Annotated in this window: 16 protein-coding genes and 1 tRNA gene; 7 read left to right on the top strand and 10 right to left on the bottom strand. The window is 40.3% G+C overall.

Annotated features, from left to right (window positions below):
• Window positions 1-2: 2 nt before the first annotated feature.
• A complete protein-coding gene (locus QME03_RS07390; RefSeq protein WP_281723937.1) occupies window positions 3-746 on the top strand; it encodes an HAD family hydrolase in 744 nt (247 codons plus the stop codon).
• 147 nt (window positions 747-893) lie between these two features.
• The gene (locus QME03_RS07395; RefSeq protein WP_281723938.1) at window positions 894-3500 is read left to right on the top strand and encodes a DUF5686 family protein; all 2607 of its coding nucleotides are present in this window, start codon (window positions 894-896) and stop codon (window positions 3498-3500) included.
• 1330 nt (window positions 3501-4830) lie between these two features.
• Here QME03_RS07395 and QME03_RS07400 read toward each other — a convergent pair.
• The 10 genes from QME03_RS07400 to QME03_RS07445 form a co-directional block, all read right to left on the bottom strand.
• Window positions 4831-4901, bottom strand: a tRNA-Gln gene (locus QME03_RS07400).
• Between the two features lie 181 nt (window positions 4902-5082).
• Window positions 5083-5724 carry a radical SAM protein gene (locus QME03_RS07405; protein WP_044075771.1) on the bottom strand — a complete coding sequence of 214 codons (642 nt, stop codon included), beginning with the start codon at window positions 5722-5724 and terminating at the stop codon, window positions 5083-5085.
• A gap of 7 nt (window positions 5725-5731) precedes the next feature.
• On the bottom strand, window positions 5732-7189 hold the full coding sequence (locus QME03_RS07410; protein WP_281723939.1) for an aminoacyl-histidine dipeptidase: 1458 nt from the start codon (window positions 7187-7189) through the stop codon (window positions 5732-5734).
• A gap of 55 nt (window positions 7190-7244) precedes the next feature.
• Complete coding sequence (locus tag QME03_RS07415) at window positions 7245-8237, bottom strand: lysylphosphatidylglycerol synthase transmembrane domain-containing protein (RefSeq protein ID WP_281723940.1); 993 nt, start codon at window positions 8235-8237, stop codon at window positions 7245-7247.
• A 189-nt stretch (window positions 8238-8426) separates the two neighbouring features.
• Complete coding sequence (locus QME03_RS07420; protein ID WP_281723941.1) at window positions 8427-9197, bottom strand: YaaA family protein; 771 nt, start codon at window positions 9195-9197, stop codon at window positions 8427-8429.
• Between the two features lie 74 nt (window positions 9198-9271).
• Window positions 9272-11284, bottom strand: coding sequence for a YgiQ family radical SAM protein (locus tag QME03_RS07425; protein WP_281723942.1), 2013 nt, complete (start codon window positions 11282-11284; stop codon window positions 9272-9274).
• Between the two features lie 96 nt (window positions 11285-11380).
• The gene (locus tag QME03_RS07430) at window positions 11381-11698 is read right to left on the bottom strand and encodes a hypothetical protein (protein ID WP_273116877.1); all 318 of its coding nucleotides are present in this window, start codon (window positions 11696-11698) and stop codon (window positions 11381-11383) included.
• Window positions 11699-11710: 12 nt separating this feature from the next.
• Window positions 11711-14341, bottom strand: a complete 2631-nt coding sequence (locus tag QME03_RS07435; protein ID WP_281723943.1) for a golvesin C-terminal-like domain-containing protein — start codon at window positions 14339-14341, stop codon at window positions 11711-11713.
• An 8-nt stretch (window positions 14342-14349) separates the two neighbouring features.
• Window positions 14350-14904 (bottom strand): 1-acyl-sn-glycerol-3-phosphate acyltransferase, encoded by a 555-nt coding sequence (locus QME03_RS07440; protein WP_025815946.1) that lies wholly within the window; start codon window positions 14902-14904, stop codon window positions 14350-14352.
• 181 nt (window positions 14905-15085) lie between these two features.
• Window positions 15086-15355, bottom strand: coding sequence for a hypothetical protein (locus QME03_RS07445; RefSeq protein WP_025815945.1), 270 nt, complete (start codon window positions 15353-15355; stop codon window positions 15086-15088).
• Between the two features lie 322 nt (window positions 15356-15677).
• On the opposite strand from QME03_RS07445, the gene QME03_RS07450 reads away from it, so the two are divergent.
• From QME03_RS07450 to QME03_RS07470, 5 genes are all read left to right on the top strand, one after another.
• Window positions 15678-17318, top strand: a complete 1641-nt coding sequence (locus QME03_RS07450) for a diphosphate--fructose-6-phosphate 1-phosphotransferase (protein WP_281723944.1) — start codon at window positions 15678-15680, stop codon at window positions 17316-17318.
• Window positions 17319-17498: 180 nt separating this feature from the next.
• A complete protein-coding gene (locus QME03_RS07455) occupies window positions 17499-18386 on the top strand; it encodes a glycoside hydrolase family 25 protein (RefSeq protein WP_281723945.1) in 888 nt (295 codons plus the stop codon).
• A 1356-nt stretch (window positions 18387-19742) separates the two neighbouring features.
• Window positions 19743-19973, top strand: a complete 231-nt coding sequence (locus tag QME03_RS07460; protein WP_281723946.1) for a hypothetical protein — start codon at window positions 19743-19745, stop codon at window positions 19971-19973.
• A gap of 58 nt (window positions 19974-20031) precedes the next feature.
• Window positions 20032-21345: a thioredoxin family protein gene (locus QME03_RS07465; RefSeq protein ID WP_281723947.1), complete on the top strand. Its 1314-nt coding sequence runs from the start codon at window positions 20032-20034 to the stop codon at window positions 21343-21345.
• A 536-nt stretch (window positions 21346-21881) separates the two neighbouring features.
• Window positions 21882-25910, top strand: coding sequence for a glycoside hydrolase family 2 TIM barrel-domain containing protein (locus tag QME03_RS07470; RefSeq protein WP_281723948.1), 4029 nt, complete (start codon window positions 21882-21884; stop codon window positions 25908-25910).
• Window positions 25911-26431: the final 521 nt, after the last annotated feature.

Genomic DNA, 26431 nt, shown 5'->3' on the forward strand with positions numbered 1-26431 from the left:
ACATGCAAACAACAAAATATACGTTCAATACGCTTGACCAACTAGATATAGAGGGAATAATATTTGATTATGGTGGAACACTCGATACCAATGGCCATCATTGGGGAAAAGTGATTTGGCATGCCTACCAAAATAATAATATACCCATTAGCGAAGCCGACTTTAGGGCTGCTTACGTGCATGTTGAACGTGCATTGGCGACCAACAGAATAATCATGCCCGACTTTTTGTTTTGCAACGTGTTGAACACCAAACTCAAGATGCAGTTGGCTTATTTGAGAGATAATAAAGTGCTAGATGTTCCTCAATTAGAAATCGATGATATGCACCACCTAATATATACCGAACTCTGTTCGAACCTTGAGAAGGTTATAAGGCACAGCACTTTTGTGCTCGAGCAGTTACACAAACGTTATCTCATGGTTTTGGTTAGCAATTTTTATGGTAATATACAAACCGTTCTTGCCGATTACAACATGGCTCATTATTTTGGAAGTGTTATCGAATCGGCGGTGGTTGGGGTTCGAAAACCCGACCCAAAGATTTTTGCGCTTGGCGTTGAAGCCTTGAAAATGCCTGCTCAGAAGGTGCTGGTGGTTGGCGATAGTATTGATAAAGACATCGTACCTGCCCACTCGCTTGGATGTATCACCGCTTGGTTTAAAGGCGAACAATGGGAAGAAAAAGCCCAAGATAAAAGTGTAGCACATTTGATAATTAGTGATTTGGATGAATTGTTAAGTTAGATTGGATCAGTGTTTGGTACATAGTACAATTGTTGTACCCACAAATAGTTACAAATTACGCTTTCGGTGTAACTTGTTAACATAGCAGAAAACATTGAATTCACACCTAAAGCTTTTTGCAACAACGAAAAACAGTAAATTTAAGAGATGAGTTATAAAACAAGTAGACTATTAATGTTATTGGCATTGCTCGTTGTAGGACTGACTATTTCAGCCCAAACGGTAAGCATGCTCTCAGGTGTTGTCACAGATGCTGTGACGGGTGACACCATATATTATCCCAGTGTACGATACAAGGGGCACGATATTGCCGTGTCGGGTACGGCCAAAGGGCATTACAATATTGTGCGCAAAGAGGGCTTAATGCTTACTTTCAGTGCTGTGGGGTATGGCTCTGTGCAAGTGCTTGTTAAGTCTTCCACTCCTAGTATATTAAACATTAAATTGAAGCCTGACACTAAGCAGCTGGCCGAAGTGGTGATTAAGCAAAAGCGTGGTAAGTATTCGCGCAAAGACAATCCCGCCGTTGAATTGATGAAACGCGTAATTGCTGCAAAGAAAAACACGCGATTAGAAAATCACGACTTCTTTCAATACACCAAATATCAAAAAATAACGTTGGCTATGAACGACATAACGCCTTCGCAGATAGATAGTGGGTTTATTGGTAAAAGACGTTGGATGCTCAACCAAGTGGAGCTTTGCCCTTACAACAATAAACTGATATTACCCATATCTGTAGAGGAAACCGTTAGCCAGCACCTATATCGTAAAGACCCTAAAACAGAGCGCGATATTATTAAAGGTCAAAACACCACCGGTATTAACCAACTGATACAAACAGGCGACATCATGAACACGATGCTCAACGACGTGTTTACCGATGTGAATATTTACGATAACGATGTGCGATTGTTAAGGCATCATTTCACTAGTCCTATTGGTAATACGGCTATAAGTTTCTACCGATACTATATCGAAGACACCGTTTATGTGGGTAAAGACTTGTGTTATCATCTGCAATTCATCCCCAACAATACGCAGGATATTGGTTTTAGAGGCGAATTGTATATTGTGGCCGATTCCACGCTGCATGTTAAACGTTGCAATCTTACTTTGCCTGTTAATAGTGGTGTCAACTTTGTCGAGAATCTGCAAGTGAGGCAAGAGTTCACGCAGCTAGATAATGACGAGTGGGCTCTGAGTGAAGACGATATGATTGCTGAGATAAATGTGAACAAGCTGTTACAGAAAGCCATTGTTATACGCACAACACGCTTGAACGACTATGCTTTTGACGAACTTCCAACTAAACTTTTCAAAGGTGGTGCTCGCGAAAGACGCGAAGCCGATGCCATGATGCGCGACGAGGCTTTTTGGAAACAATATCGTGCAGTACAACTTAGCAAGAGCGAATCCTCGATGGATGAGTTTGTGCACCGCGTTGAACAGATGAAAGGATTTAAATATATCATCTTTGGATTAAAAGCCCTTATAGAAAATTTTGTAGAAACAGGCGATAAAGACCATCCTAGTAAAGTGGACATAGGACCTGTAAACACCATGTTTACACGCAACTTTATTGATGGTTTTAGAACACGTATCAGTGCACAAACCACTGCCAATTTAAACAAACATTGGTTCTTAGCTGGATATGTGGCGCATGGATGGGGAAGTAAGAAAAACTATTATAGTGGCGAACTTACTTATTCGTTCAACAAGAAAGAGTATTTGCCCAGAGAGTTCCCCAAGCGTACCATTTCGTTTAAGTCTACTTACGATGTTATGTCTCCCTCGGATAAGTTTCTGCGTACAGACAAAGATAATGTCTTCACTTCACTAAAGTGGACGAAAGTAGACAAAATGATGTTTTATAATCGTCAGCAACTAAGTTTTGAACGTGAAGAGGAGTGGGGGCTGAAAACCACTTTAAGTCTTAAAACAGAAGAGAATGAAGCAGCAGGTGCTTTGTTTTTTGAAAAGCTTAGCTATCCTGTTCCACCCGTTTTATATCCGGGTACAGACATCACTAAACTGCTTCAGAATGGTAAAATGCGTACCACAGAATTGCGTTTTGAACTTGAATTTGCACCAGGACGCACGTTTATCAACACTAAGCAGCGTCGCATAGCCATTAATTTGGAAGCACCTGTATTTGTGGTGTCTCACGCTATGGGACTTAATGGCGTATTGGGTGGTCAGTACACTTATAATTTCTCTGAAGCTGCTGTGTTAAAACGTTTTTGGTTAAGAAGCTGGGGCAAGTTTGATGTGCGACTTAATGCGGGTGCACAATGGAACAAAGTGCCCTTCCCCTTACTCATAATGCCGTCGGCCAACTTGTCGTACATTGTTCAGCGTGGTACTTTCAACTTGATAAACAACATGGAGTTTCTTAACGACAGGTATGCAAGCGTTGACATCGGATGGGATATGAATGGTAAGTTGTTTAATCGTGTTCCGCTTCTAAAAAAGCTTAAATGGAGAGAATTTATAGGCTTTAAGAGCCTGTGGGGCACACTTACAGATAAGAATAATCCCTTATTGGCCCAAAACGCTGGCGATGAAACATTAATGTATTTCCCTGAAGGCGCAAATGTGATGAATCCTAAACGCCCTTATATGGAATTAGTGGTGGGTGTTCATAATATCTTCAAAATATTTCATGTTCAGTATGTTAGAAGACTGAATTATAATGAGTTGTCCACTGCGCAGAAACATGGCGTTAGATTGATGATGCGTATGACCTTCTAAAGGTCAAGACTAAAATATAATGGGACTGTTAGCAGATCTTGTTCTTCTAACAGTCCCATTTTTCTTTCTTAAGGTCAATCTTCAGTTTTGGCTTGGCTTATGAATTATTCATCATTTGATTGGTAAAGTTGAGTTTATTGTTTCTTGATAACCTTTTGTTGTTTTTGGTTTCTAATTCGGTGTATTATCTAAACCATGAGCGTTGTGCAGGAAAGTGTATACCTCCCACTTTCATTACTAATCAATCTCACCATTACACAACCTCATTTAAAAATTCTATAACACCCGATAAATGTTAAATGTGGTATTAATATTTTACAAAGTAGATACTCGTGATCAAGTCATTCTAGCAAAAATAATGGCTTAAATCAAATATTTTTTGTCGCTTTTCTCCGTTTTGTCATTTACTTTTACGTCATTTTTAAGTTCCTTAGATGCATTTTGCTGCATTTTGCTGCATTTTGCCTTCCTAGTTTGTCATTGGTTAGCGTTTTTTAATCACTGCAGAAAGTCACTTTCTTGGTAATAAAGTTATATTTTATGCTCCTTTTTACATCAAAATCCGACGATTCTTAATTACTTTCTAACCCCTGAGTTTCTCAAGAAATAGCAGTTTGTACCTTTAAGCTTTGCGTTTTGCAGTATTTAGCCTTGCGTTTAGTAGGAGATAGCACTGCGTTTAGTAGGAGATAGCACTGCGTTTAGTAGGAGATAGCACTGCGTTTAGTAGGAGTTAGCACTGCATTTTGTAGGAGTTTGCACTGTTTTTTGCCTCAAATAGCCCGTTTTTTAGTAAAAAACACGTGTAATCCCTACGAAATGTCTGTTTGTATGCATTCACAAAGCAAAGCCATTTTTAGCCAAACAACCCGCCACGAGAATCGATTATTTAAAGGCGAATGACTGTTTGTGACCAAAAATTGCACTCATAATGTTAAATTTTAGCCTTAATATTTTACATTTTATATGAATTCTGTTGCTTTGTTTTTATGTTAACATAGGATAAACGAAAAATTCCTCGCTGTCATACATCTTTTAAAATGCTAAAAGAACAATTTGTATAAAGCTTGATTCGTGGCATTTACGCAGACAACAATGATATGAAGTAATAATCAGGTCTTTAATGCACAACAATAAGAATTTAATTCGTTGTCTAAAAACTATTTTGTTCATCATTAAACATGTATTTATTGTTTATTGATTAAACGTAGTACAAAAGACTTTTGAACTTTGTTATATATGCCTTTTGATTAATCTACAGTCAGCATACTATTGCTATCCATTATTGAGTAAAAACAAAAAACGCATCTCGTTAAAGATGCGTTTTTTGTTGGGATACTCGGACTCGAACCAAGAATGACAGGACCAGAATCTGTAGTGTTACCATTACACCATATCCCAATGCTTGTTTTACGCTGCAAAGTTACTACTTTTTTCGTATTTCGCAAACGATTTACAATATTTTTTTTGCTTCATTTTATACGTTCTATAAAGCAGAGAAGTTATGCAAAAGGGTGCGTAATAATATGGGCAAAACCATAATATTTACAATTATGCATTCTTAATAGAAATATCTCTTTCGCTATTTTTCCTTCTTAGGAATAATATAGTTGAAGCGTTCGATGTTTATTATTCCCATGTTTTTTAATTTCTCAACGGTTTTTTCGGCATCTATAGGCGTGTTAAACTTGGGTATACTAGGTACGCGCACAAATATATTTTCGGGTTTAACATGATGAACAAGCCATTCTAGATTAGTATTAAGCAAATCTATGTTCAGACAAGTGTATTCGGAATAGATATGAGGATTAAGGTCTTTTATGTCTACAATATAGGTGTTCACTACATTGAGCAATCGTCTCAAATGACTTTGTGGCACATAAAGGCTAGTTTCTACGGTGATGTTCCATGCTTCGCCGCAAATCTCTCTAAAAGCCTTAATAAATCTACTTTGCAAACATGGTTCGCCTCCTCCAAAGGTAATGCCTCCGCCTGTAGCTAAGAAATACAACTCATCCTGTTTCACTTCGTTGTATAATGCTTGAGGTGACAAGCGCTGCCATTGCCTTTTCTTATCGTGACACTGATTATTGAGACAATATTTGCATCGAAGTGGACAGCCAAAGAAACCGACGAGCGTGGTAACTCCATGCCCGTCGGTTGCAATTCGGTGCCTATCAATCCCTATAAGGGGAACTCTGGCATCGTTGGTTCTATTCACCATAAGCGAATTATTTTTGTGGAACTTCTTCCAAAGCCCTCTTCAACAATTCCCAGAAGGGAACAACAGTAGCATGCAAGCAGCGCTCGCTGGTGCTATGAGGTGAGCGAATTGTTGGGCCCAGCGAAACAACATCCATGTTAGGATATTTGCTTAGAATAATAGAACATTCCAAACCTGCATGGTCAACCTTCACTATGGGCTCTTCGTTGAACATTTCTTGATAGAGTTCTTTGAGTAAGTTGAGCGCTTCACTGTCTGTGTTGGGATCCCAGCCAGGATAGTCGCCACTGAGTTTTACATCAAAACCGCCCAATGTTAGTGTGCCTTTGAGTGTGTCGCAGATATAAGCCTTCATTGATTCGCTAGAACTTCTAGCTAGCATCAAGAATTTAATGTTTCCGCCTTCGATGTCGATGATGGCCAAGTTAGACGATGTTTCAACAACGGTAGGGATAGCAGGAATCATACGAAGCACACCATTATGGCAGCCATAGATGGCTTTCATCACTACATCTCTGTCGGTAGCGTCCATCTGTTTTTCAGGGAGTGCGGTTTTTTCAGCAAACAGTTCTACTACATTTTCAACAAAGCGGTATTCTGTTTCGAATAGTTGTTTCATCTCATCAATGATAGCGCAGGCCTTAGTTTCGTTTTCAGCAGGAAGCGTAACAACAGTTTCAGCTTTGTATGGGATGGCATTGCGCATATTTCCTCCGTGCCAAATAGAAAGTTCGGCCTTGCATTCATCAACCAATCTGGTTACAACGCGAACCATCAGTTTGTTGGCATTGGCGCGTCCTTCGTGAATTTCCAAGCCAGAATGTCCGCCTTTCAAGCCCTTGATGGTAACTTTCAAAGCCACTCTTGCTTTATCAACAGTCACTTCTTTATATGTGCGAGTTGCAGTAACATCCACACCGCCAGCACTACCAACCACAAAACAACCCCATGTTTCAGAGTCGAGATTGAACAGGATATCGCCTTTTAGTTGGCCAGTAGGTAGGTCGTTAGCACCATACATGCCTGTTTCTTCATCGGCAGTGATAAGACCTTCAATGGGTCCATGTTTCAAAGTCTTGTCTTCCATTACAGCCATGATAGCAGCAACGCCGATACCATTGTCGGCACCTAATGTTGTGTTTTTGGCTCTAACCCATTCGTTGTCAATCCAAGTTTCGATGGGGTCGGTTTCAAAATTGTGGTTGCTGTCTGGTGATTTCTGTGGAACCATGTCCATATGTGCTTGCATGGTAACCGTTTTTCTGTTTTCCATGCCAGGAGAAGCAGGTTTACGCATCACCACATTGTTGCCTTCGTCAATAAAAGCCTCAACGCCCACTTCCTTTGCGAAGTCTAACAAGAATGTTTTTACTTTTTCTAGGTGTCCAGATGGACGCGGAACACATGTGAGGTTGTAAAAGTTACGCCAAATGCTTTCAGGCTTCAAATTTTTAATTTCACTCATAACACAGTTGTTTAATAGTTAGTAAATATTTTGGAATTTAGTTATTCGTTACTTGTTATTTATCTTTTCTGTTAGAGAAAGCCAAGGCCATCCATCCATACACCCCCAGTAAGATAACTAGAAGTGTTTGTACCGAATGCACGATGAGCACAAAATTTAGTGCAGCAGTGCTTTCAACAGCATATAATATCAGCATTGTTTTAACAGCGAAATGCCAAGGTCCAGCTCCATTGGGCGTGGGAACCACCACTGCCATGCTACCAACAACGAAGGTAACCATGGCACATGCCATGCCTAAGTTGGCCGTTTGTTCGAAGCAAAAGAACGTTAGATAATAATGAAGGAAATAACTGCCCCAAATAGCCAGCGTGAAAACAACAAAGAGCCATTTGTTTTTTACTTTCCTTATTGAGTTTACGCCTTGCCAGATACCTTTTACGGTTTCTTTCACCTTATTATATATGGCCATTCTTTTAAGCAGGAAGTGTAGCAATATCAGCACAGCAATACCACAGATGGCCGTTACAACATAGCCAGTGGTTGAGAATTTGCTCACGATGCCATTAAGACTAGTTCCTGTCTTGGTAAAAAAACTGTCGAAAATGCTGAGTTGAGCCAGAAGTGTTATGGCAGCAATGAGCAGTACTAATAACGAATCGATGGCCCTTTCGGTGACAACAGTTCCTAAGGCTTTGGCGAAATCGGTTTTATCGTATCGTCTAAGGATGGCGCAACGAGCAAATTCGCCTATGCGTGGGATTACCAAGCTAACAGCGTAAGACACGAATATGGCATGGATAGCAGTGGAAGTTCGTGGCCGCTCGTTCATCGGTTCGAGCGTTTGTCGCCATCTCCACCCTCTAAATACTTGGGCCATAATGCCAAAAGGGAATGACAAAAGCATCCAAGTCCAGTTCATTTCGTGAAGCATCACGTGTTCAACCTGCCTGAAATCAAAGCCACGATACATCCAATATAATATTGCCCCGCCGAGGAAAAGCGAAAGGGCAATTTTGAATGTGTCGTTTATGATATGTTTGATTTTCAATTTTCTTATATTTATACCCTGCAAAAATAATGCAAATCGTTGAAAGCGCAAAACGAAATGAGGCGTTTTTTCTAGTATTTTAAAAGATAAACGAGTTTTTGTAGCACTTTTCTACAGAGTTGATAGTGGGTGATGGAATAATAAAATGAAACATAGCGCCTTTTCAGAGACTGAAAAGGCGCTTTTGGTTTATGGTGCAGCTAAAACGTAAAGAGGCGTTTTGCCTTCGTCAATCCATTCGGCAAACTTAAATCCTTCGTATTCAAAAGCCAGCAAATCATCCAAATTGGTAATTTTGTTTGTGATGATATAATTGGCCATTGCTCCGCGACACATCTTGGTATATACCACAATTGTTTTTCTGCCTCTAGCATTTTCAACCATGAATTGTGGCTCAAAGATCTTTACTTTCTTTGCTACTTCATTCCAATCGAAAAGCGTTTTCATTTCTTCACTCGCTAGATAAGCCAGCATACCGTTATCGCTGGTTATGGCATCGACGAAATATTGGGTTAAAAGGGGTTTCCAATAATCAAACAAACGCATGTCGTCGTGGTTTTGTAAACGCACATTTCCTTCCAGCCGATGCGGTTTGATGGTGTCGAGAGGGCGTAGAAGTCCATAAAGAAAAGAGGTAATCCATAGGTGCTTATTAGCAAAGTCTATGTCTTTTGTGTTGAATGTATTGGCCTTAAGATGCTTGTAGGCCATGCCTGTGAATGCCAAGGCAGCATGCGACGTATCGCCTTCTTGTAAGAAATGTTGGTATCTTAGCCAATTTTGGTTAGCTAGTTTGTCATTAATCTTGAGCAACTGGGCTAACTCTTCAGCAGAAAAGTTCATCATTTCGGCTGCTATATCCTTAGCGTTCGCGATGAAGTGAGGCGCATTTTCTTGAACGCCAGGGTATGTTGTGGGCAAAGTGGCCATGTCTTTGGCGCACGATAAAAGTATTTGCATGTTTGCGTGTGGGTTGTAGGTTTTGCTTTAAAAGGGTAAGGTGGTAATTTGTTGTCTACCACTACCACCATTTATTACTTTCGTTTACCTTTAGGCTTCTGGGGTTTTACGTTTTGGAAGTTGGGATTAAACGATTTTCTTTCGTTAGTTTTTTGTGAAGTTCGTTTGTTTTGAGACCTTTCTGTGCGATTATTTTTCTCTTCACGATAGGAATTTTCGAACTTCTTGTCTTTATTTGCACCTTGTTGCCAGGCCCTCTCATTAGATGAATAAAGTTCGTTAATCAGTTCGGGTCTGCCAATTTTTCTCAGTTCGCGTTCTATATTTGGTCGCTCTTCACGTTTATACCAGAAGAAGAACAGTCTTTGGTTGTTTTTGTCTTTAGGCGTTTTGGCACTGAAAATTGGTTCAAGTGTATATGGATCGAAGCCCGTGTACCATGCTTCGGTGCTAACAGTCATAGGAGTGGGGGTGAAATCCTGTATCTGTTCGAGATGAAAATCCAATTTTTTTGTGCGCACAGCAAGGTCGGCCATATCTTCTTCCTTACATGCAGGATGGCTACTCATAAAGTAAGGAATGATTTGTTGCCTTAAATTCTCCTCTTTATTAATCTTGTCGAAGATGCGTTTAAACTCTTCGAACTGCTTAAAGCTTGGTTTTCTCATGCTTTTAAGCACTTCATCGCTAGTGTGTTCGGGTGCTACTTTAAGTCGTCCGCTAACATGATGACGAATTAATTCTTTGGTATATTCCATCGCAGCATCGTTCACCTTTTTGTCTTTACTTTTGTGTAACAAAAGGTCGTAGCGCACACCGCTGCCTATAAAACTTTTCTTTATCTCGGGCAATGCATCAACAGCACGATATATTTCGGTGAGTTTAGAGTGGTCAGTGTTGAGGTTTGGGCATATCTCAGGATTAATACACGAAGGGCGTTTGCACACTTCGCATGCTTTTTTGTTTTTCCCTGCCATGCCATACATATTTGCAGAGGGGCCGCCAAGGTCGGAAAGATATCCCTTGAAGTCGGGCATCTGTGCCACTTTTTTCACCTCGTTCAAGATACTTTCTTTCGAACGGCATACCACAAATTTACCTTGGTGGGCCGATATGGTACAAAACGAGCAACCGCCAAAACATCCTTGATGCATGTTAACTGAGAATTTAATCATCTCGTAAGCAGGAATGCGTTTGTTTTTGTATTTTGGATGGGGCAAGCGCGTATAAGGTAAGTCGAACGTTGCATCCAGTTCTTGGGTGGTTAGTGTGGGGTAGGGTGGGTTTACCACGGCATACATGCCATCCACTTCTTGCAATAGACGTTGTGCATGCATCTTGTTAGCTTCTTCTTCAATATGCTTGAAGTTCTGGGCTTGTTTACGTTTATCTTTCAAACAATCCTCATGACTGTTTAGAATGATGTCTTTATCTGTGATACCCCCAGGCACATTATCCTTATTAACCATAAAAACGGTTTGCGGAATATGATGGATGTTGCTAATATGTTGTCCTTCTTCAAGGCAATTACATAGCTCTAGAATAGACTTTTCGCCCATGCCATAGAGAATAATATCAGCTTTAGAGTCGCACAAGATGCATTTTCTAACCTTGTCTTCCCAATAATCGTAGTGAGTGAGTCGACGCATTGATGCTTCGATACCTCCCAAAACAACAGGCACTTCGGGGTAAAGTTGTTTTAGAATTTGCGAATATACCACCGTTGGATAGTCTGGACGGCAATCGTGTCTGCCGTCTGGGCTGTACGCATCTTCAGAACGTAGACGTTTGTTGGCTGTATATTTGTTCACCATCGAGTCCATACAACCCGGAGAAATACCAAAAAATAGTCGTGGAGTACCTAGTTTTTTAAAGTCGCGAAAGTCGCCATGCCAATCGGGTTGTGGCACAATAGCCACTTTATAGCCAGCTGCTTCAAGGCAACGACCAATTACGGCCACTCCAAAAGAGGGGTGGTCAACGTATGCGTCGCCCGAAAAGAGGATGATATCTAGTTGTTCCCACCCTCTGAGTTCGCATTCTTTTTTAGTGGTGGGTAAAAAATCTGTTAGCTTATAATTGTTCAATGTTGTTTGTAATCAGTTGACAAGTTGTAGGGTTTATGTGTAAGCAAACCTTAAACATCGTCTTTACATTAGAATTTACTTAATGAAAATTGTACCTTATTCTGTTGCTGCAGACGTGTTTGCATTAGTTTTCCACTCGATATAGAGTAACACAAGCTGATGTAAACCGAAGGCTTTCATGTTGTTGTTATAGATAACATCAAGACAAAGGTCGAGCAAGTTTTTGTCTTTACCTGTTTCTGACTCCAACAAAGCTCTTACGTTATACTTCAATTTGTCTAGCACTTCCTCATCAATGATGCCATTGCTGTCGACAAGATTTTTGAGTAAGGCGTACTTATCAATTGTTTCAAGATGTAGATCGCTAACATCTATGGTTCGCGTTCCCGAGTTATTGGCTTGAATTTTATGCATGTCTATCTAGTTTTAATTGTTATTCATTAATGTGTTGATGGTCTCTGCCATTATTCTTCGGCGGTCTGCTTGGTCTTTGATGCATTCAAGTGGAAAGCCAAAGATATGAGTTTTTTGTTTATCATCAATATAAACCACCGAGGCCGCCCCCCATCCTGGGTAGCGATAGCCAGTTATGGCATTGCCCAGTGGTGTCAGAACATCTACCATTGTTGGGGCATAATGCACTGCGTTTGGCGATTTGTAGAGCAAAGCCACAATGCTGTCGCGCGTAATAGAAACTGTGTCACTCACTAGGGGCCTTAAATTGGCAAGCAGCGTGTCGGTTTTAATGGCTCCATCAAATGCTATTTTGAAAACGTCGGCCATGAAAACTTGTTCAACCGAGTCTCTCATGTCACTGCCAACATATGCTCCACTAGCAATCAATTTGCCATGATTGTGGGCGTAGTTACTCAAATGCTTTTGTGCAGAAAGCGTAAAGGTTTTGTAATTCACTGTTGCAAGAGCTTCATTTCGTTGCAAACCCAACGCAATGTCTACGCAATCGTAGTGCGAAAGCTTGCACAACCCTTGTTCGATGGCTTTCATTGATGCTGAAACAACATTGTATTTGCCTATTGCGGCTATGTCTTCAACGTGCGTTTGTGCCGAGTTGAGCGAGTTTCCAGCAACCAATTGTCCTTCCATACTTGCATCGCTGTATCCCAATCCTTGCCAGCCATCCACGCCAGCTGCCCATTTATTGAAGTTTTGCTGGCGTCCTACCCAAGGCGATTGTAAGCCAAGTCCAATTCCAATATCATAGTTTAGATCGAAGCCTTGTCGCTGAGGCGAGCTGATTATGGCCGGTGGGGAGAGTCTGTCGAAGCCATCTATCACCATAATAGTGCTTGTTGCTTCGGGATTGTAATGAGCAGAGAGAATTTGCGATGTGAAACTTTCGCCACCTTGGTTCACAGCAGCCACTTTAAAATGGTGTGTTTTATAAGGAGGCAGTGTCATTTCAAATTCGTTCTGCTTCACCATTAGTCCATTATCAAAGCCACTAGAGTCTACGGCTGTATATAATATGTAGGCTGTTGGCTTAGCTGTTGGTTCCAATTCGTCTTTTGTCTCGCACCATCCCAGTTTTATTTTCCCATCGTGTAGATAGTTAATGTGAAAGTTAGAAGGGGTAAGCGGACTAACTACTGCCTTTGTTTCGTGTTGGTTGCACAGAAAGCGAAGAACACTTTTGTACACAGCTCGCGCCAATACAAATTTAAAGTTTGGATCATGTCCTAGGCGCATGTCTGGAAAATTCTGGTGCGAAAGAGTCTCTAAGATAACCGAAGGTATTTCGGGCATTCGCGTTTCCGAGTAGTTTCTGTCGATAAGTTCACGCACTTCCCATCGTCCAAACTTGCGTTTTAAGTCGTGGTGAACAGTTTTGAGCATGTTTTCGGCGAACTTAAGTGAAAGGTTTCGGGTTACACCTGTGGCCAACCGTCCATCGTTAAAGTTCGAAGTGCAAATGGCCAAAGACCCCACGATGTTTTTACTTTGCCTATCAACACCCGCATCGCTATGTATTCCTAGACACAATTCAATGGGAATCCCCAGACCAGGTTTAGTGGGATGGAAAACAGAACCACCTGCCCACCAGTTAGTTATTAACGGACGGGCATTGACATCGTCACCATAATCATCTCGTCCGTCCTTCGAACTATATACTTCTAGTGGTGCTCCATACCATTGGGCGGCATATCTAGCCCCTTCCAATGCTCGCGGTAAACCGCTGGTGCTACCTCCCCGACGAATATTTCCCATGCCTCCGCCAAATCTTACGGCATCGGCCGTCACCACAGATGTTTGTGAACAGACGTTGTTTAGTACTACACAGTTGTTTTTCGAACATCCTTTACCAAAGTCGAATGTACCCAAATACACCCATGTGCCACCTCCCATGCGTTGATTTACATTGAAAGTAGTGGCTTGTCCCTTATGATACACTGTGTATTGAGCTTTGTTGGTGCTTTCGGGTAAACTTTGATAGCACACGTACACAGCCTTTTCGCCCTCATTGTTTATTTGTGGCATGAAAACAATTTCGCTGCGTTCTTCTTCTTGTTCTACACCTTGAGCCATTCGTGCTGTGCCCATTTTGAACACATTCTCACCCTCGATATAAATTGTTTTAGGGTTTGCGAATCCGCTGATGCCAGTCTTCCGCCATTGTTGAAGACCGTTAGTCTCTTTATATTGTAGATGGTTTTCACTGTCGTTATCAACAATTATCTCTTCGGGTTGTAGGTCGCGCTCTCTAGGCGAGAGCACAATTGCACCAGATTTCTCAAGCATAGGAATGAGGTAGGGTAGCACAATGGTAGGTGTAAAGAGGTCTTCGTTGGTGCCGAATAGTGCTGGTCGCTGCCATTGCCACGAGTCTTGTTTGGCCTCATAATACTTGCCATGACTAGCCCAAACCGATAAATGTCTGCCTCCTAACCCTGCAGTTATGCTATAGGGCTTAGCCGTATTAGTGGTTAAGGGTGGTCCTTGGTAGTTAATATCGGTCAAAAGGCCATTCGGTTGAGCCTTGATTGTATTGGCAAAGCATGCGCATGCAATAAGACTGCACCACAAAAGCAGCTTTTTCATTTTGGGTTTTACACGTCACCAGTGGTGAATAGTTCTGGTTTTTTACCTTTATAGTTTTTAAAATACAATTTTATCTCTCTTATATCGTTCTCTACATCTCCTGTGGGAACAATCATTTTTGTACATTCGATGAGTTTGCGCTCATAGTCCACACCATATAATAGGATAGGAATGTTAGCTTTTTGCGCGATGAAATAGAATCCCAATTTCCAATCTGGGTTAAGCGAGCGCGTTCCCTCTGGCGTGATACAAATACTAAATTTTTCGGCCTTTCGAGCCATTTCAGCCAGTCGATCGGTCATGCTTGTCTTTTTATTTCTCCACACAGGAATACCTCCAAGTTTTTTTAGTATAGGACCTAAAGGCCAGAAAAACCACTCTTTCTTCATCAGGAAGCCACTGGTCATATTTTCGGCTCTAGCGAAAAGCTGACCAATAAGAAAGTCCAAGTTACTTGTGTGGGGTGCTAAACAGATGATGTATTTCTTTGGATGCGCCACGGTGATATTGGCTTTCCAACCCATACGTTGGTATAACAACCACGCACTAAATTTCTTTAACATTATTCGTTTATGATAGCTGTATTTGCTTATTTTGTTATTGCGACTTTCTGCACGTTATTGACGGTAGATGTAAGCTGTTTCGGCGCAGTTTAGTTCTCTCGAACGTGCAGTTAGCTTCAGTTTGTTCTTTGTTGTTTGTTTTGTTGTGCCAGCCATAATTATGGCAGGTCAATGTCGCTTATTATTGCAAGTGGGCTATTTGGTCAATAACTTCAGATACAGTGTTGTTGAAGTCTTTAATCAACTGGTTGTAAAACACTTTAGCTTTCATACCAGGTTCAGGGTGCGAAATTCTTCTAACGAAGTCGTTTTGAATGTTAATCACAGAAGCCAACAAGGCATTGGTATTGTCTCTGTTGGCGCTTTGAGAGTAGAGCGAAGCAGCAACGCCCTCCGCAAATAGTTCGGAACAAATGTAGTTCACGCTTTTTTTTAGTTGTCTTTTGTTCATATTTCATTAAATATCAAGGGGGTATGGTGCCCCGTTAAACATAATGGAAGTCGCGGTTGTACCTTACATGTGCTTTCAACCAACTCCCAAAGATAAGAAAAAATATGATACTAAGCATCATTTCAACAAAAAAATATGTCTTAATTTTCATTTGTTGCATTTTTCTTATTGAGTGTGCTGCAAAATTGGTACTTTTGCAGTAGCAGAACAAGTTGGACATGTCATGTACGCATCTTGCAGTTGATGATTTGCTAATTTGTATTATACGGAAGATTGTTAATTCATTTTTAATTTATCATATTTAAGTAATTCGATTAAGAGAATGGAAAAAAGTGCATTGCAGAAAGCGAGAGCTTCCTACCAGCCCAAATTACCAAAGGCACTTCAAGGTGCAGTAAAGGTGAGCGAAGGTGCTCCCACACAGAGTGTAGATAATCAGGATGAGATAAAGAAACTTTTCCCCAATACATACGGAATGCCATTGGTTGAGTTCGTGCAAGGCAGTGAAGCCCCCTCGAAAGAAATCAATGTGGGTATCATTCTTAGTGGTGGACAAGCACCCGGTGGACATAATGTTATCTCTGGTTTGTTTGATGAGGTAAAACGTCTTAACCCCAACAACCGCCTTTATGGTTTCCTTATGGGTCCTGGTGGTCTTGTTGATCATCAGTATGTAGAGATTACAGCTGAGTTTGTGGATGAGTATCGCAACACTGGTGGCTTTGATATGATTGGTAGCGGTCGTACAAAATTGGAAACTACCGAACAGTTTGAAAAGGGTTTAGAAATTATTCGCAAACTTGATATTAAGGCTATTGTTATTATTGGTGGCGACGACTCTAACACTAATGCTTGTGTGTTGGCCGAATATTATGCTGCTAAAAACTATGGCGTACAGGTTATCGGCTGCCCCAAAACCATTGATGGCGACTTGAAGAACGAGCAGATTGAAACTTCTTTCGGTTTTGATACTGCCACAAAGACCTATAGCGAACTTATTGGTAATATCGAACGCGACTGTAATTCGGCACGTAAATATTGGCATTTCATTAAGCTGATGGGACGTTCTGCTTCGCATATCGCTCTTGAATGTGCTTTACAAACTCAACCTAACGTTTGTATCATCTCTGAAGAGGTTGAAGCAAAAGATCTTACGCTTAATGATATTATCGAAGAAATAGCTTCGGCTGTTGCCTATAGGGCTGCTAACGGACAAAACTTTGGTGTTGTGCTCATCCCCGAAGGACTTATCGAGTTTGTACCAGCTATCGGTAGACTGATTCAAGAGCTTAACGACCTGCTCGCTGCTCATGGCGACGACTATAAAGACCTCGATAAAGATGCTCAACGTACTTATATTATGGAGCACCTTTCGGCCGAAAACAGAGCTACTTTCGAAACGCTTCCCGATAGCGTTGCTCGCCAGTTGTCGCTCGACCGTGACCCACACGGCAATGTTCAAGTATCGCTCATCGAAACAGAGAAACTCATCTCTGAGATGGTTGAAGCCAAATTGGCTGCTTGGGCTAAAGAAGGTAAGTACGTTGGTAAGTTCGCACCTCTACATCACTTCATGGGTTATGAAGGACGTTGTGCTGCTCCCTCTAACTTTGATGCAGACTATTGCTACGCTTTGGGTACTAGCGCTGCGCTACTTATTGCCAGTGGCAAGACTGGTTACATGGCCATCGTTAAGAATACCACAGCCAATACCGACAACTGGAAAGCTGGCGGAGTGCCCATCACAATGATGATGAACATGGAAAGACGTAATGGTGAAATGAAACCTGTTATCCGTAAGGCACTGGTTGAATTGGATGGCAAGCCCTTTAAGGCTTTTGCTGCACATCGCGAAGAGTGGTCTAAGAATACTTGCTATGTTTATCCCGGTCCTATTCAATACTGGGGTCCAAGCGACGTGTGCGACGTTACTACGCACACCTTGGCTCTTGAGCAAGCTTAATATCGCATAATGAGAGCAGGGACCTATGTCTTTTCGAAGTGGGTTCTTGCTCTTTTATTCGTTTAGTCCCACATTGCTTTCCCTTTTACTCCTTCTAAAGGGGAATGTTTTTCAGTCTTGTCTTAACGCTGGCACGCCACTTTGTGCATGGTTGTGTGCCAAACGTTTTATCGCCTCAATATGGTAAAGAAATCTTCAACGAAGGTTCGCAATAAAAGAAATACTAAACGGAGTAGATCTCGTGGCAATAAGAGCAACGGCTTCTTCGGATTTCTCACTTTCCGCTTTATTGGTTCGTCGCGTCGCTGGGCGTGGTGGCTTGGCGGTTTGGGAGTGGTATGCTTGTATATTTGGGCATTCTACTATTTCTTTGTAGGCCCCACAGGCTTTCGTTGGCGTGCTTTGTATGGTGATGCCAACTATCCAGACGGCTACGCTATTCATGGCATTGACATTTCTCACTATCAAGGCGAAATCAATTGGGACAAGTTGAGCGATGCAACCATAGACGGATTTCCGCTAAAGTTTGTGATTGTTAAGTCAACAGAAGGCTCATCGGCTGTTGATGAGAACTTTAACGACAATTTTTATCAAGCCCGCGAATACGGTTTTATTCGTGGTGCGTACCATTTTTGGAGCAATAAATCATCGGCAAGGGCACAAGCCAACTTTTTTCTTAAGCAAGTGCACTTGGAAGAAGGCGACCTCCCACCTGTTCTCGATGTTGAACATAAACCTAAAAATCGTTCGATAGAAGATTTTCAACGCGATGTGCTTACGTGGTTGCATGTCGTTGAAGATAAATATCATGTCAAACCCATCATTTATACCTATTACAAGTTTAAAGAACAATACCTTAGTGCACCCGTTTTCGATGACTATCCTTATTGGATTGCGCATTATTATGTTGAGAAGGTGGAATATAAAGGTAAGTGGAAGTTTTGGCAACACACTGATGCTGGTAGGTTAGATGGTATTAGAGGGTATGTGGATTTGAATATCTTTAATGGTTCTTTTTACGAACTTAAGCGACTCACCATCGGTTCAGAACGTATTTTTGGCGAGTAAATTGGTATTACGTGTTGTAATTAGGGGTTTGCTTAACTTTTTTAAATGTTTTAGTGTTTACTTATATAGCCAGGTGCATCCTTTTTATAAGACCAATTAATCAGTTATCAGCTTTTTGTAAGAAAACATTAGCTAAACATGTTGCACGCTAACACATATTCAGTGCTTATCTGTTTAACGCAAATCGGTCATTAGCGCCTAAAAAGATTTTGTATTATTGTCGAGCATATTGCCTTTTTTTTACGTTGGCGTAGCATGCCACGTCAAGTTCGAAAGACAGAGAAGATGCCCACAATAAAATAAAAGATGTTTGGAACATCACAAAAACAAGAATTCTGGAAACATTGTGGTCTAAGGACCGATTTCTGGTTAAATTTGATATTATCCATATTATCTGTATTTTGATTATGTTAGATGCATTGTGGCATAGTATCAAAGTATTTATTTCTAACCTAGCTAGTTTTCTTTTACACCCATATTTTATTCTTAGTGTGTAAAAATAATGGTGTAAAATTTAACATTATGAGCGCTTTTAAAATTACCAGACATAAACTCGCCTCCAAATATTCAATTCTTGCGCAGGTTTGTTTGGTCAAAGTTATAGGGCGTCTTTGTAAATATCACAAATTGATTTTATTCAATTAAAAACAATGAATAGAATATAATAGCTATAATATAAAACAAAAAAATAAGCTATTTGCAGCAAAACGCAATGCATTTAGCAGCAAAACGCAATGCATTTAGCAGCAAAACGCAATGCATTTAGCAACAAAACGCAGTGCATTTAGCAGCAAAACGCGAGGTAAAAAGATACTAAATGCAAGATAGTACTTAAAATTTTACAAGTGTCGCTCCAAGAAATGAGCTTAAAAAGTATACAATATACGCATATTTTTGGTTATAGTGGCGGTAAAAATAGTGTTTTTGGGCATCAAAACTAGGTCGATTGACTCGCAAAAATTGTAAGTTTGACACAAACTAGGAAGGTAAAAAGGTACAAAATGGCGTTACTGAGACAATCATAACCGAGAATTGTAACCAAGAAAGTTAATAAATAACTGCTATTTAGCATGTTTTTAGCGTGATTTCTCGCTAGATTGAGCGATGTAAACAAGTTAATTTGTAAAATTAAATAACTATAATTAACAAATGGTGTTGAAGGATGAAAATAAGTATTCTGGTTAAACTCTCCCCTTATTTTCTGAAAAAATGTTTGGATTTTGAAGTTTTAAGGTTCAATTAAATAATCTTTATATGAAATTAATATGTTTGCAAATATTTGTGTAATTTTGCACTTAATAGCTTGCTATTATCTAGTAAAACTATAAATCAAAAAGATTAAACCTTAATATATAAATGAGACAAAATATCATTCTAAGAATGACTGTGTTAGCTGCTCATTTAGCAGTAACAACTTTATCCAGGGCAGAACCCGTGGGGAAGAATGCAGCGCAATTGATTGCGTCTAAGTATATTTCAACCCATAAATTGCAGTCAACAGAAGCTTTAACGCGTGCAGCACGAGTTAATTTCAGCCAGCTTATTATCTCATATTTACAAACGTCCGCGACATTTGCAAGTGTTTGACTCCAAAGAAACTCAAGAACCAAGATAAATATACTTCCAAATAATAACAAATAACAATATGCTTAAAACATTATCTTTACAAATACTTGCACTCATTGCAATTCTATGCTATCCAATTAACCTTAGTGCCGACGACTATAGTTTGGCGCCATCGACAGGACGCAAGGTATATGTACCCATCCATGCAAAGAGTGCTAAAGGACTTTTATCAATTACCAATTATGGTAGAGTTACGGTTAAAAATTTCAATTACAAGCTTTCTTACAACGGAGCTGTTATTCTAGAGCAAAAACATGTAATGAAAGAGGCTCTGCCACGTATGGGCGTGGCAACTGTAGAAATAGATGTGCCACCCCATAGCCACCTCTCGGAAACAGAACTACAAGTAGAGATTACGAAAGTAAATGGCGAGCTAAACAGAGCAACTATTCCTTACGCCAATCTACCTAGAGCTACCGTTACTAAAGTGCCTAGAAGAAGAGTTGTAGTTGAGGAATATACGGGCATGTGGTGCAAATACTGTCCACGTGGCATTGCAGTGATGGAAAATTTAGAAAAGAATTATCCCGAAGATTTCATCGGTATTGCCATTCATATATCGGATCCGCTAAAGTGTACAGATTACGCATGGAAAGCTTCAAATATCCGTACTTACCCAACTCTCCAAATGAACAGAAGTCGCGACCTATCAAGTTTTATCGCCACGAATGAGTTTGAAGAGGAAAAGTCTATGGGAGCAGACATGGACGTTGATGTCTCGGCACAATGGGATAAGCAAAAAACAAACATAACCGTGACACCTCGAGTAACCTTTCGCGTCTCCCCCAAAGATGCATCCTATGCATTGGCTTATGTGCTAACAGAAGATGGCATGTCAAAACCCACTTGGTCGCAAAACAATATCTACTCAGGTGACAAAAGTGTGCTTGGTATTTCAGAAGAAATGAACAAATTTGTTAATTCTCCATTAGTGATAAAAGGACTTCACAACAATTTTTCGGCAATAGCAGCTAAAGGGGTTTACACACCAGCCATCGAAGATTATGTTAAAACTCCGATTGAAATAGATAAGGTGCAAAGCTTTAAACACGTGTTTGATATTGCTCATAATTCATTATTGCAAGACAAATCGAAATTGAAAGTTTGTGTGTTGCTGATAAATCTTTCTACAAAGAAAATTGAGAACGCTGCTAAATGCATTATTACTGATGGTTCAGCCACAGGCATATCGGCTTTAGAAGAAGGACAGAACACGGTAATCGAATTAGAACGTTACACACTTGAAGGGCGTCGTATTCATAATCCACAGAAAGGAATTAATATCGTGAGATATAGTGATGGTAGTGTTCGAAGAGAAATCGTCACTCACTGACGATATTCGTACCGATTAATAATAAGCAGGCTGTGTGTTAATGCTCTTTCAAGCATTGACACACAGTTTGTTTTAAGCTAGAGATGTGCCTCATTGGCAGATATAATCTCAATGGTGACCTAGTGTAAATAAGTGTGTTAGTTATGAATTGATATCGTAGAGTATTCCAATTTTCATTTATAGCTTCTATAACAACTCTTCGTCATACCATAATCGCTTATCTATAAGGTTTATTTTTACCTTCTTGTTTCGTTATCATCTCTATTTAGCATCATTTTTTGAGAAGTTATGCCATTAAATTATGTAAAAGGCATAGGGTGTAGTCACATTAATTCAACAGTTATTTACTTTGACCTACAAATTAGTAGTAGCTTATAATTTATCTGACCCATGTTAAATAATTATTTTTTTATTAACTTTGCCACGCTAATGCAATAAATAGTTTTGTGGGCTAGTTAATATTCACCGCAGTGTTTTCAATGCTTGCAATACAAATGTGCATTATTTCAAACAACAATGTCTAACAACTATCTATTATGCATAAACATTTATTATTTAGTTTATTGTTATCAACAGTAGCTGCAGTGCCGTTACAGGCAGACAACCATCCCAAAGGCGGATACCTTTTTGGGCTCGATACAGCCCCAACAGGTAAGGAATGGCAATCACCCCAGTCGTTGGGTTATAATAAATTGCCAGCTCGTGCATTGTTTTCTTCTTTCTCATCTGTAGATGATGCGAGGAAAGTATTGCCCGAATATGCCAAAGACTATCTATCATTAGATGGAGAATGGCGTTTTCATTTTTCTAAAAATCCCGATGAACGACCTAAAGATTTTTATGCACAAGGATATAACGACACTAAATGGGATCGAATAAATGTGCCCGTTAGCTGGAATATGGCTGGCATTCAAAAGGATGGTACGCTAAAATATGGTGTGCCAATCTATGTTAATCAATGGGTTATCTTCCAGTATAAGATTGAACCCGGAGACTGGAAAAAGGGTGTGATGCGCGAACCGCCAAAGAATTACACCACTTATGAATATCGTAATGAGGTTGGCTCTTTCAGAAGGACTTTTAATATTCCTGCTACCTGGGATGGAAAGGAAGTTTACATCAACTTTGATGGTGTAGATTCTTTCTTCTATCTTTGGATAAACGGACGATATGTAGGCTTTTCAAAAAACTCACGTAATACAGCCCAATTTGATATCACTCCTTATATTATAAAAGGAAGAAACGAAATTGCTCTTGAAGTTTATCGCTCTTCTGATGGAAGTTTTCTCGAGGCTCAAGATATGTTTCGTTTGCCTGGCATCTTCCGCAGTGTGAGTGTAACAGCTACATCCAAGTTACGTGTTGCCGATGTTAAAGCAATTCCTACTTATGATGGTGGAAAAGGCACTCTAAGCATTAATACCACCTTACAAAACCTTACTGCAAAGAATGCAAAAGGCTTGAGTATGCGTTGGAGCATTTATAAAAACAAATTGTTCTCGGATGATAATGTGTTGGTGGCTACTTTTGATGATGCCAAGGCTAAAACCTCGTGCAGCTGTAATGCAGAAACCCAACTACATCAAAGCATCACTCTGAACGATGTTGCACCATGGACGGCAGAAGAACCTAACGTGTATGTTGTGGTTGGTGAATTGATGCAGGGAAAGAAAGTAGTAGAAACAATTAGTTTTCAAACTGGTTTCCGCACGGTTGAAATAAAAAATACGCCTGCAGAAAAAGACGAATTTGGTTTAGCAGGACGTTATTTTTATATCAATGGCATGCCTTTGAAACTTAAAGGTGTAAACAGACATGATACAAACCCATTAACGGGTAAAGTAATTTCGCGCCAACAAATGGAAGAAGAGATTATGTTGATGAAGCGTGCTAACATCAACCATGTGCGCACATCGCATTATCCCAACGATCCTTATTTCTATTACCTCTGCAATAAATATGGTATTTACCTAGAGAGTGAGGCCAATATCGAAAGCCACGAATATTTCTATGGCAAGTCTTCGCTGTCGCATGTGCCAGAGTTCCAAGACGCACACGTAGACCGAGTGATGGCTATGGCTCGTCAACTGGTAAACAATCCTTGTATTGTAATTTGGAGCTTAGGTAACGAGGCCGGACCAGGTCATAACTTTGTTGTGGCTTACGACTCGTTGAAAGCCTATGACGCTTCACGTCCTGTGCAATACGAGCGAAATAACGATATTGTGGACATGGGTTCTAATCAATATCCAAGTATTGCTTGGACGCGCGATGCAGTTAAGGGTAAAATGGGAATTAAGTATCCTTTCCATATCTCTGAATATGCCCACTCCATGGGAAATGCTGTTGGCAATCTTGTGGATTATTGGGATGCCATCGAGTCTACTAACTTCTTTATGGGTGGAGCTATATGGGACTGGATAGACCAAAGTATGTATAATTACACTAAAGAAGGTAAGCGTTATGTGGCCTATGGTGGTGATTTTGGCGACACCCCCAACGACGGACAGTTTGTAATGAATGGCATCATCTTTGGCGATCTTACACCTAAACCTCAATATTTTGAGGTAAAGAAAGTGTATCAATACATTGGAACAACCTGGAAAGATGCTAAAAAGGCAACGCTGGATGTGTTTAATAAAAACTACTATTCAGACGATCTTAGCAGCTATAACATGGCATACACCCTTACAGCAGATGGTTTGACCGTTAAAAAAGGAAATCTTGAACTCGGAAGTGTGCCTGCACGAACACATAAGTATATAACGATTGATGGCCTTAACGAGGGGCTTGACCCCAATAAGGAATATCTGTTGCATGTTACCTACACGTTAAAACACGACATGCCATGGGCTAGAGCAGGATATGTACAGGCCGAAGAGCAGTTGCCCGTGCAGATGGCTGAAACACGTCCCACCATTGCTGTACAAGGGAAAGTAAATGTTTCTGCGCCAAAAGGCAATAAACTGGTGATGTCTGGACCTACATTTACAACCACGTTCGACTTGGTAAAGGGTACTATTTACAACCTGCAATATGACGGAAAAACAATCATTGCTGATGGCTGTGGGCCCGAATTGAATGCCTTCCGTGCATGGACCAATAACGATAATTGGGCTTATGAGGGATGGTATGCTAATGGATTGAACAACCTACAACATAAATGCACATCTCATACCACGCATGTGAATAAAGACGGTTCGGTGTCAATCGTGTTTAACGTAGAATCGCAAGCTCCTCACGGTTACCGCCTTGAGGGAGGTAATGCCAACTGGAAGAGACTTGTTGAATTTAAAGATAAACCTTTCGGTAGAGATGATTTCCGCTTTAATACACAAGTTGTTTATACTGTATTCCCCGATGGTAGTATTGAAAGTGAAAGCGCTGTAACGAGCAATAAACCCACGTTGGTGCTTGCTCGTCTAGGCTATACGCTGCGTATGCCAAAGGAATATAATAATCTGATTTATTATGGTAGGGGGGTGTATGATAACTATCCAGACCGCAAGACTGGTCAAATGATAGGGATTACGGAACAGCTGGATGTAACAGATGAATTTGTAATGTTCCCCAAACCCCAGGATACGGGCAACCATCAAGACACTCGTTGGCTCTCGCTCACGAGCAATAATGATACAAACAGCGTTGGTGCTATCTTTGTTGCAAAAGATAAAATGAGCTTTTCAGCACTTCCTTGGTCGGACAATGATATTGCCATGGCTAACCACCCCCACGAATTGCCTGAAAGCAATTACACTTATTTGCATCTAGATAAGGCAATAACCGGATTAGGTGGTAATAGTTGCGGACAAGGAGGCCCGTTGATGCACGACCGTGTGATGGCCACGCCACATACCTTTGGTTATATGATACGCCCAGTTAGTTCCTCTTCTAGTAAGGCACTTACTGATAATTCTAATATAAGCTTAAACGGTGCAACGCCGCTTATTATCTCAAGAGATGCCGAAGGCAATGTAACGATAGATGCTAATGGTGCTAAGAGCGACTTGTTCTATACCACCAATAGCAACAAGAAACCACAGAAGTATACAGGTGCAATTAATATGCGCAATGGTGGTTCTATCACGGCTTGGTCTAAAGATACAGAGTGGCTTAAGGCTTCACAAACTTTCTCGCGCATTGAAAGCATTCCCTTAACTGTGGTTTATGCATCAAGTCAGGAAATCGGAGAAGGTGATGCCAACCACTTAACAGATGGAAACCCCAACAGTTATTGGCACACGATGTACTCTGTTACCGTGGCTAACTATCCTCATTGGGTAGACTTCGATTGCGGTGGTGTTAAAACCATTAAGGGCTTTACTTACTTACCACGCCAAAATAGTGGGAATGGTAACATCAAGAAGTATAGCATACAAGTAAGTAACGACGGAAAAACTTGGGGAAAGGCTGTTGCCGATGGCGAATTTGAAAATAATAGAAAAGAGAAGTCTATTATGCTTGCAACGCCGGTTAAGGCTCGTTATGTTAGGTTTACTGCCTTAAGCGAGCAAGGGGGGCAAGACTTTGCTTCGGGTGCCGAATTTAAGGTGCTTGAAAAGTAATTACCCGATACCGTATGAGTTTATAAGGATATTCTTAAACAATGGGGTTAGCGGATAGCATTACCATTTAAATGGTCGTTGTATGAGCATTTAACTCACGTTGAAGATTATTTCTTCTAATATAATGTAGGGACAAAAGGTCTCGTTTGTTTGCACGAAGCTTGATTCATGCATTAAGCGTAGACCTTTGTCCCTACACTTTTTGTTAATATTTGGGTGTTATTTCTAAAACCGCATGACATAGCCAGACTTTTCTGCCGAATAAAATTACTAAACAAAACTATAAATCTAATTTTGAACAGCAGTGGCAACACAAAAGTGCTAAATGAAAAGTAAAAGCCGTTTTTGGATTGGAGAACCTAATAGATGTCAGGAATGAGAATAAACTTTTTCTAACTCATTTTACATCAAAGCTATAATAAAATTCAAATCAATTTAATCTATAACTAATCTTGCTTTGGTGTTATTATAAAATATTAGTGTTGAGTTATTATAGATAGATTTTGATGTTAATAAAGAAT

Origin of the sequence: Hoylesella shahii (genome assembly GCF_937990675.1) — a bacterium.
Lineage (GTDB): Bacteria > Bacteroidota > Bacteroidia > Bacteroidales > Bacteroidaceae > Prevotella > Prevotella shahii.

Coding starts and splice junctions, on each gene's coding strand:
- QME03_RS07390 (WP_281723937.1), top strand. CDS start 3: ATGCAAACAACAAAATATACGTTCAATACGCTTGACCAACTAGATATA.
- QME03_RS07395 (WP_281723938.1), top strand. CDS start 894: ATGAGTTATAAAACAAGTAGACTATTAATGTTATTGGCATTGCTCGTT.
- QME03_RS07405 (WP_044075771.1), bottom strand. CDS start 5,724: ATGGTGAATAGAACCAACGATGCCAGAGTTCCCCTTATAGGGATTGAT.
- QME03_RS07410 (WP_281723939.1), bottom strand. CDS start 7,189: ATGAGTGAAATTAAAAATTTGAAGCCTGAAAGCATTTGGCGTAACTTT.
- QME03_RS07420 (WP_281723941.1), bottom strand. CDS start 9,197: ATGCAAATACTTTTATCGTGCGCCAAAGACATGGCCACTTTGCCCACA.
- QME03_RS07430 (WP_273116877.1), bottom strand. CDS start 11,698: ATGCATAAAATTCAAGCCAATAACTCGGGAACGCGAACCATAGATGTT.
- QME03_RS07435 (WP_281723943.1), bottom strand. CDS start 14,341: ATGAAAAAGCTGCTTTTGTGGTGCAGTCTTATTGCATGCGCATGCTTT.
- QME03_RS07440 (WP_025815946.1), bottom strand. CDS start 14,904: ATGTTAAAGAAATTTAGTGCGTGGTTGTTATACCAACGTATGGGTTGG.
- QME03_RS07445 (WP_025815945.1), bottom strand. CDS start 15,355: ATGAACAAAAGACAACTAAAAAAAAGCGTGAACTACATTTGTTCCGAA.
- QME03_RS07450 (WP_281723944.1), top strand. CDS start 15,678: ATGGAAAAAAGTGCATTGCAGAAAGCGAGAGCTTCCTACCAGCCCAAA.
- QME03_RS07455 (WP_281723945.1), top strand. CDS start 17,499: ATGGTAAAGAAATCTTCAACGAAGGTTCGCAATAAAAGAAATACTAAA.
- QME03_RS07460 (WP_281723946.1), top strand. CDS start 19,743: ATGAGACAAAATATCATTCTAAGAATGACTGTGTTAGCTGCTCATTTA.
- QME03_RS07465 (WP_281723947.1), top strand. CDS start 20,032: ATGCTTAAAACATTATCTTTACAAATACTTGCACTCATTGCAATTCTA.
- QME03_RS07470 (WP_281723948.1), top strand. CDS start 21,882: ATGCATAAACATTTATTATTTAGTTTATTGTTATCAACAGTAGCTGCA.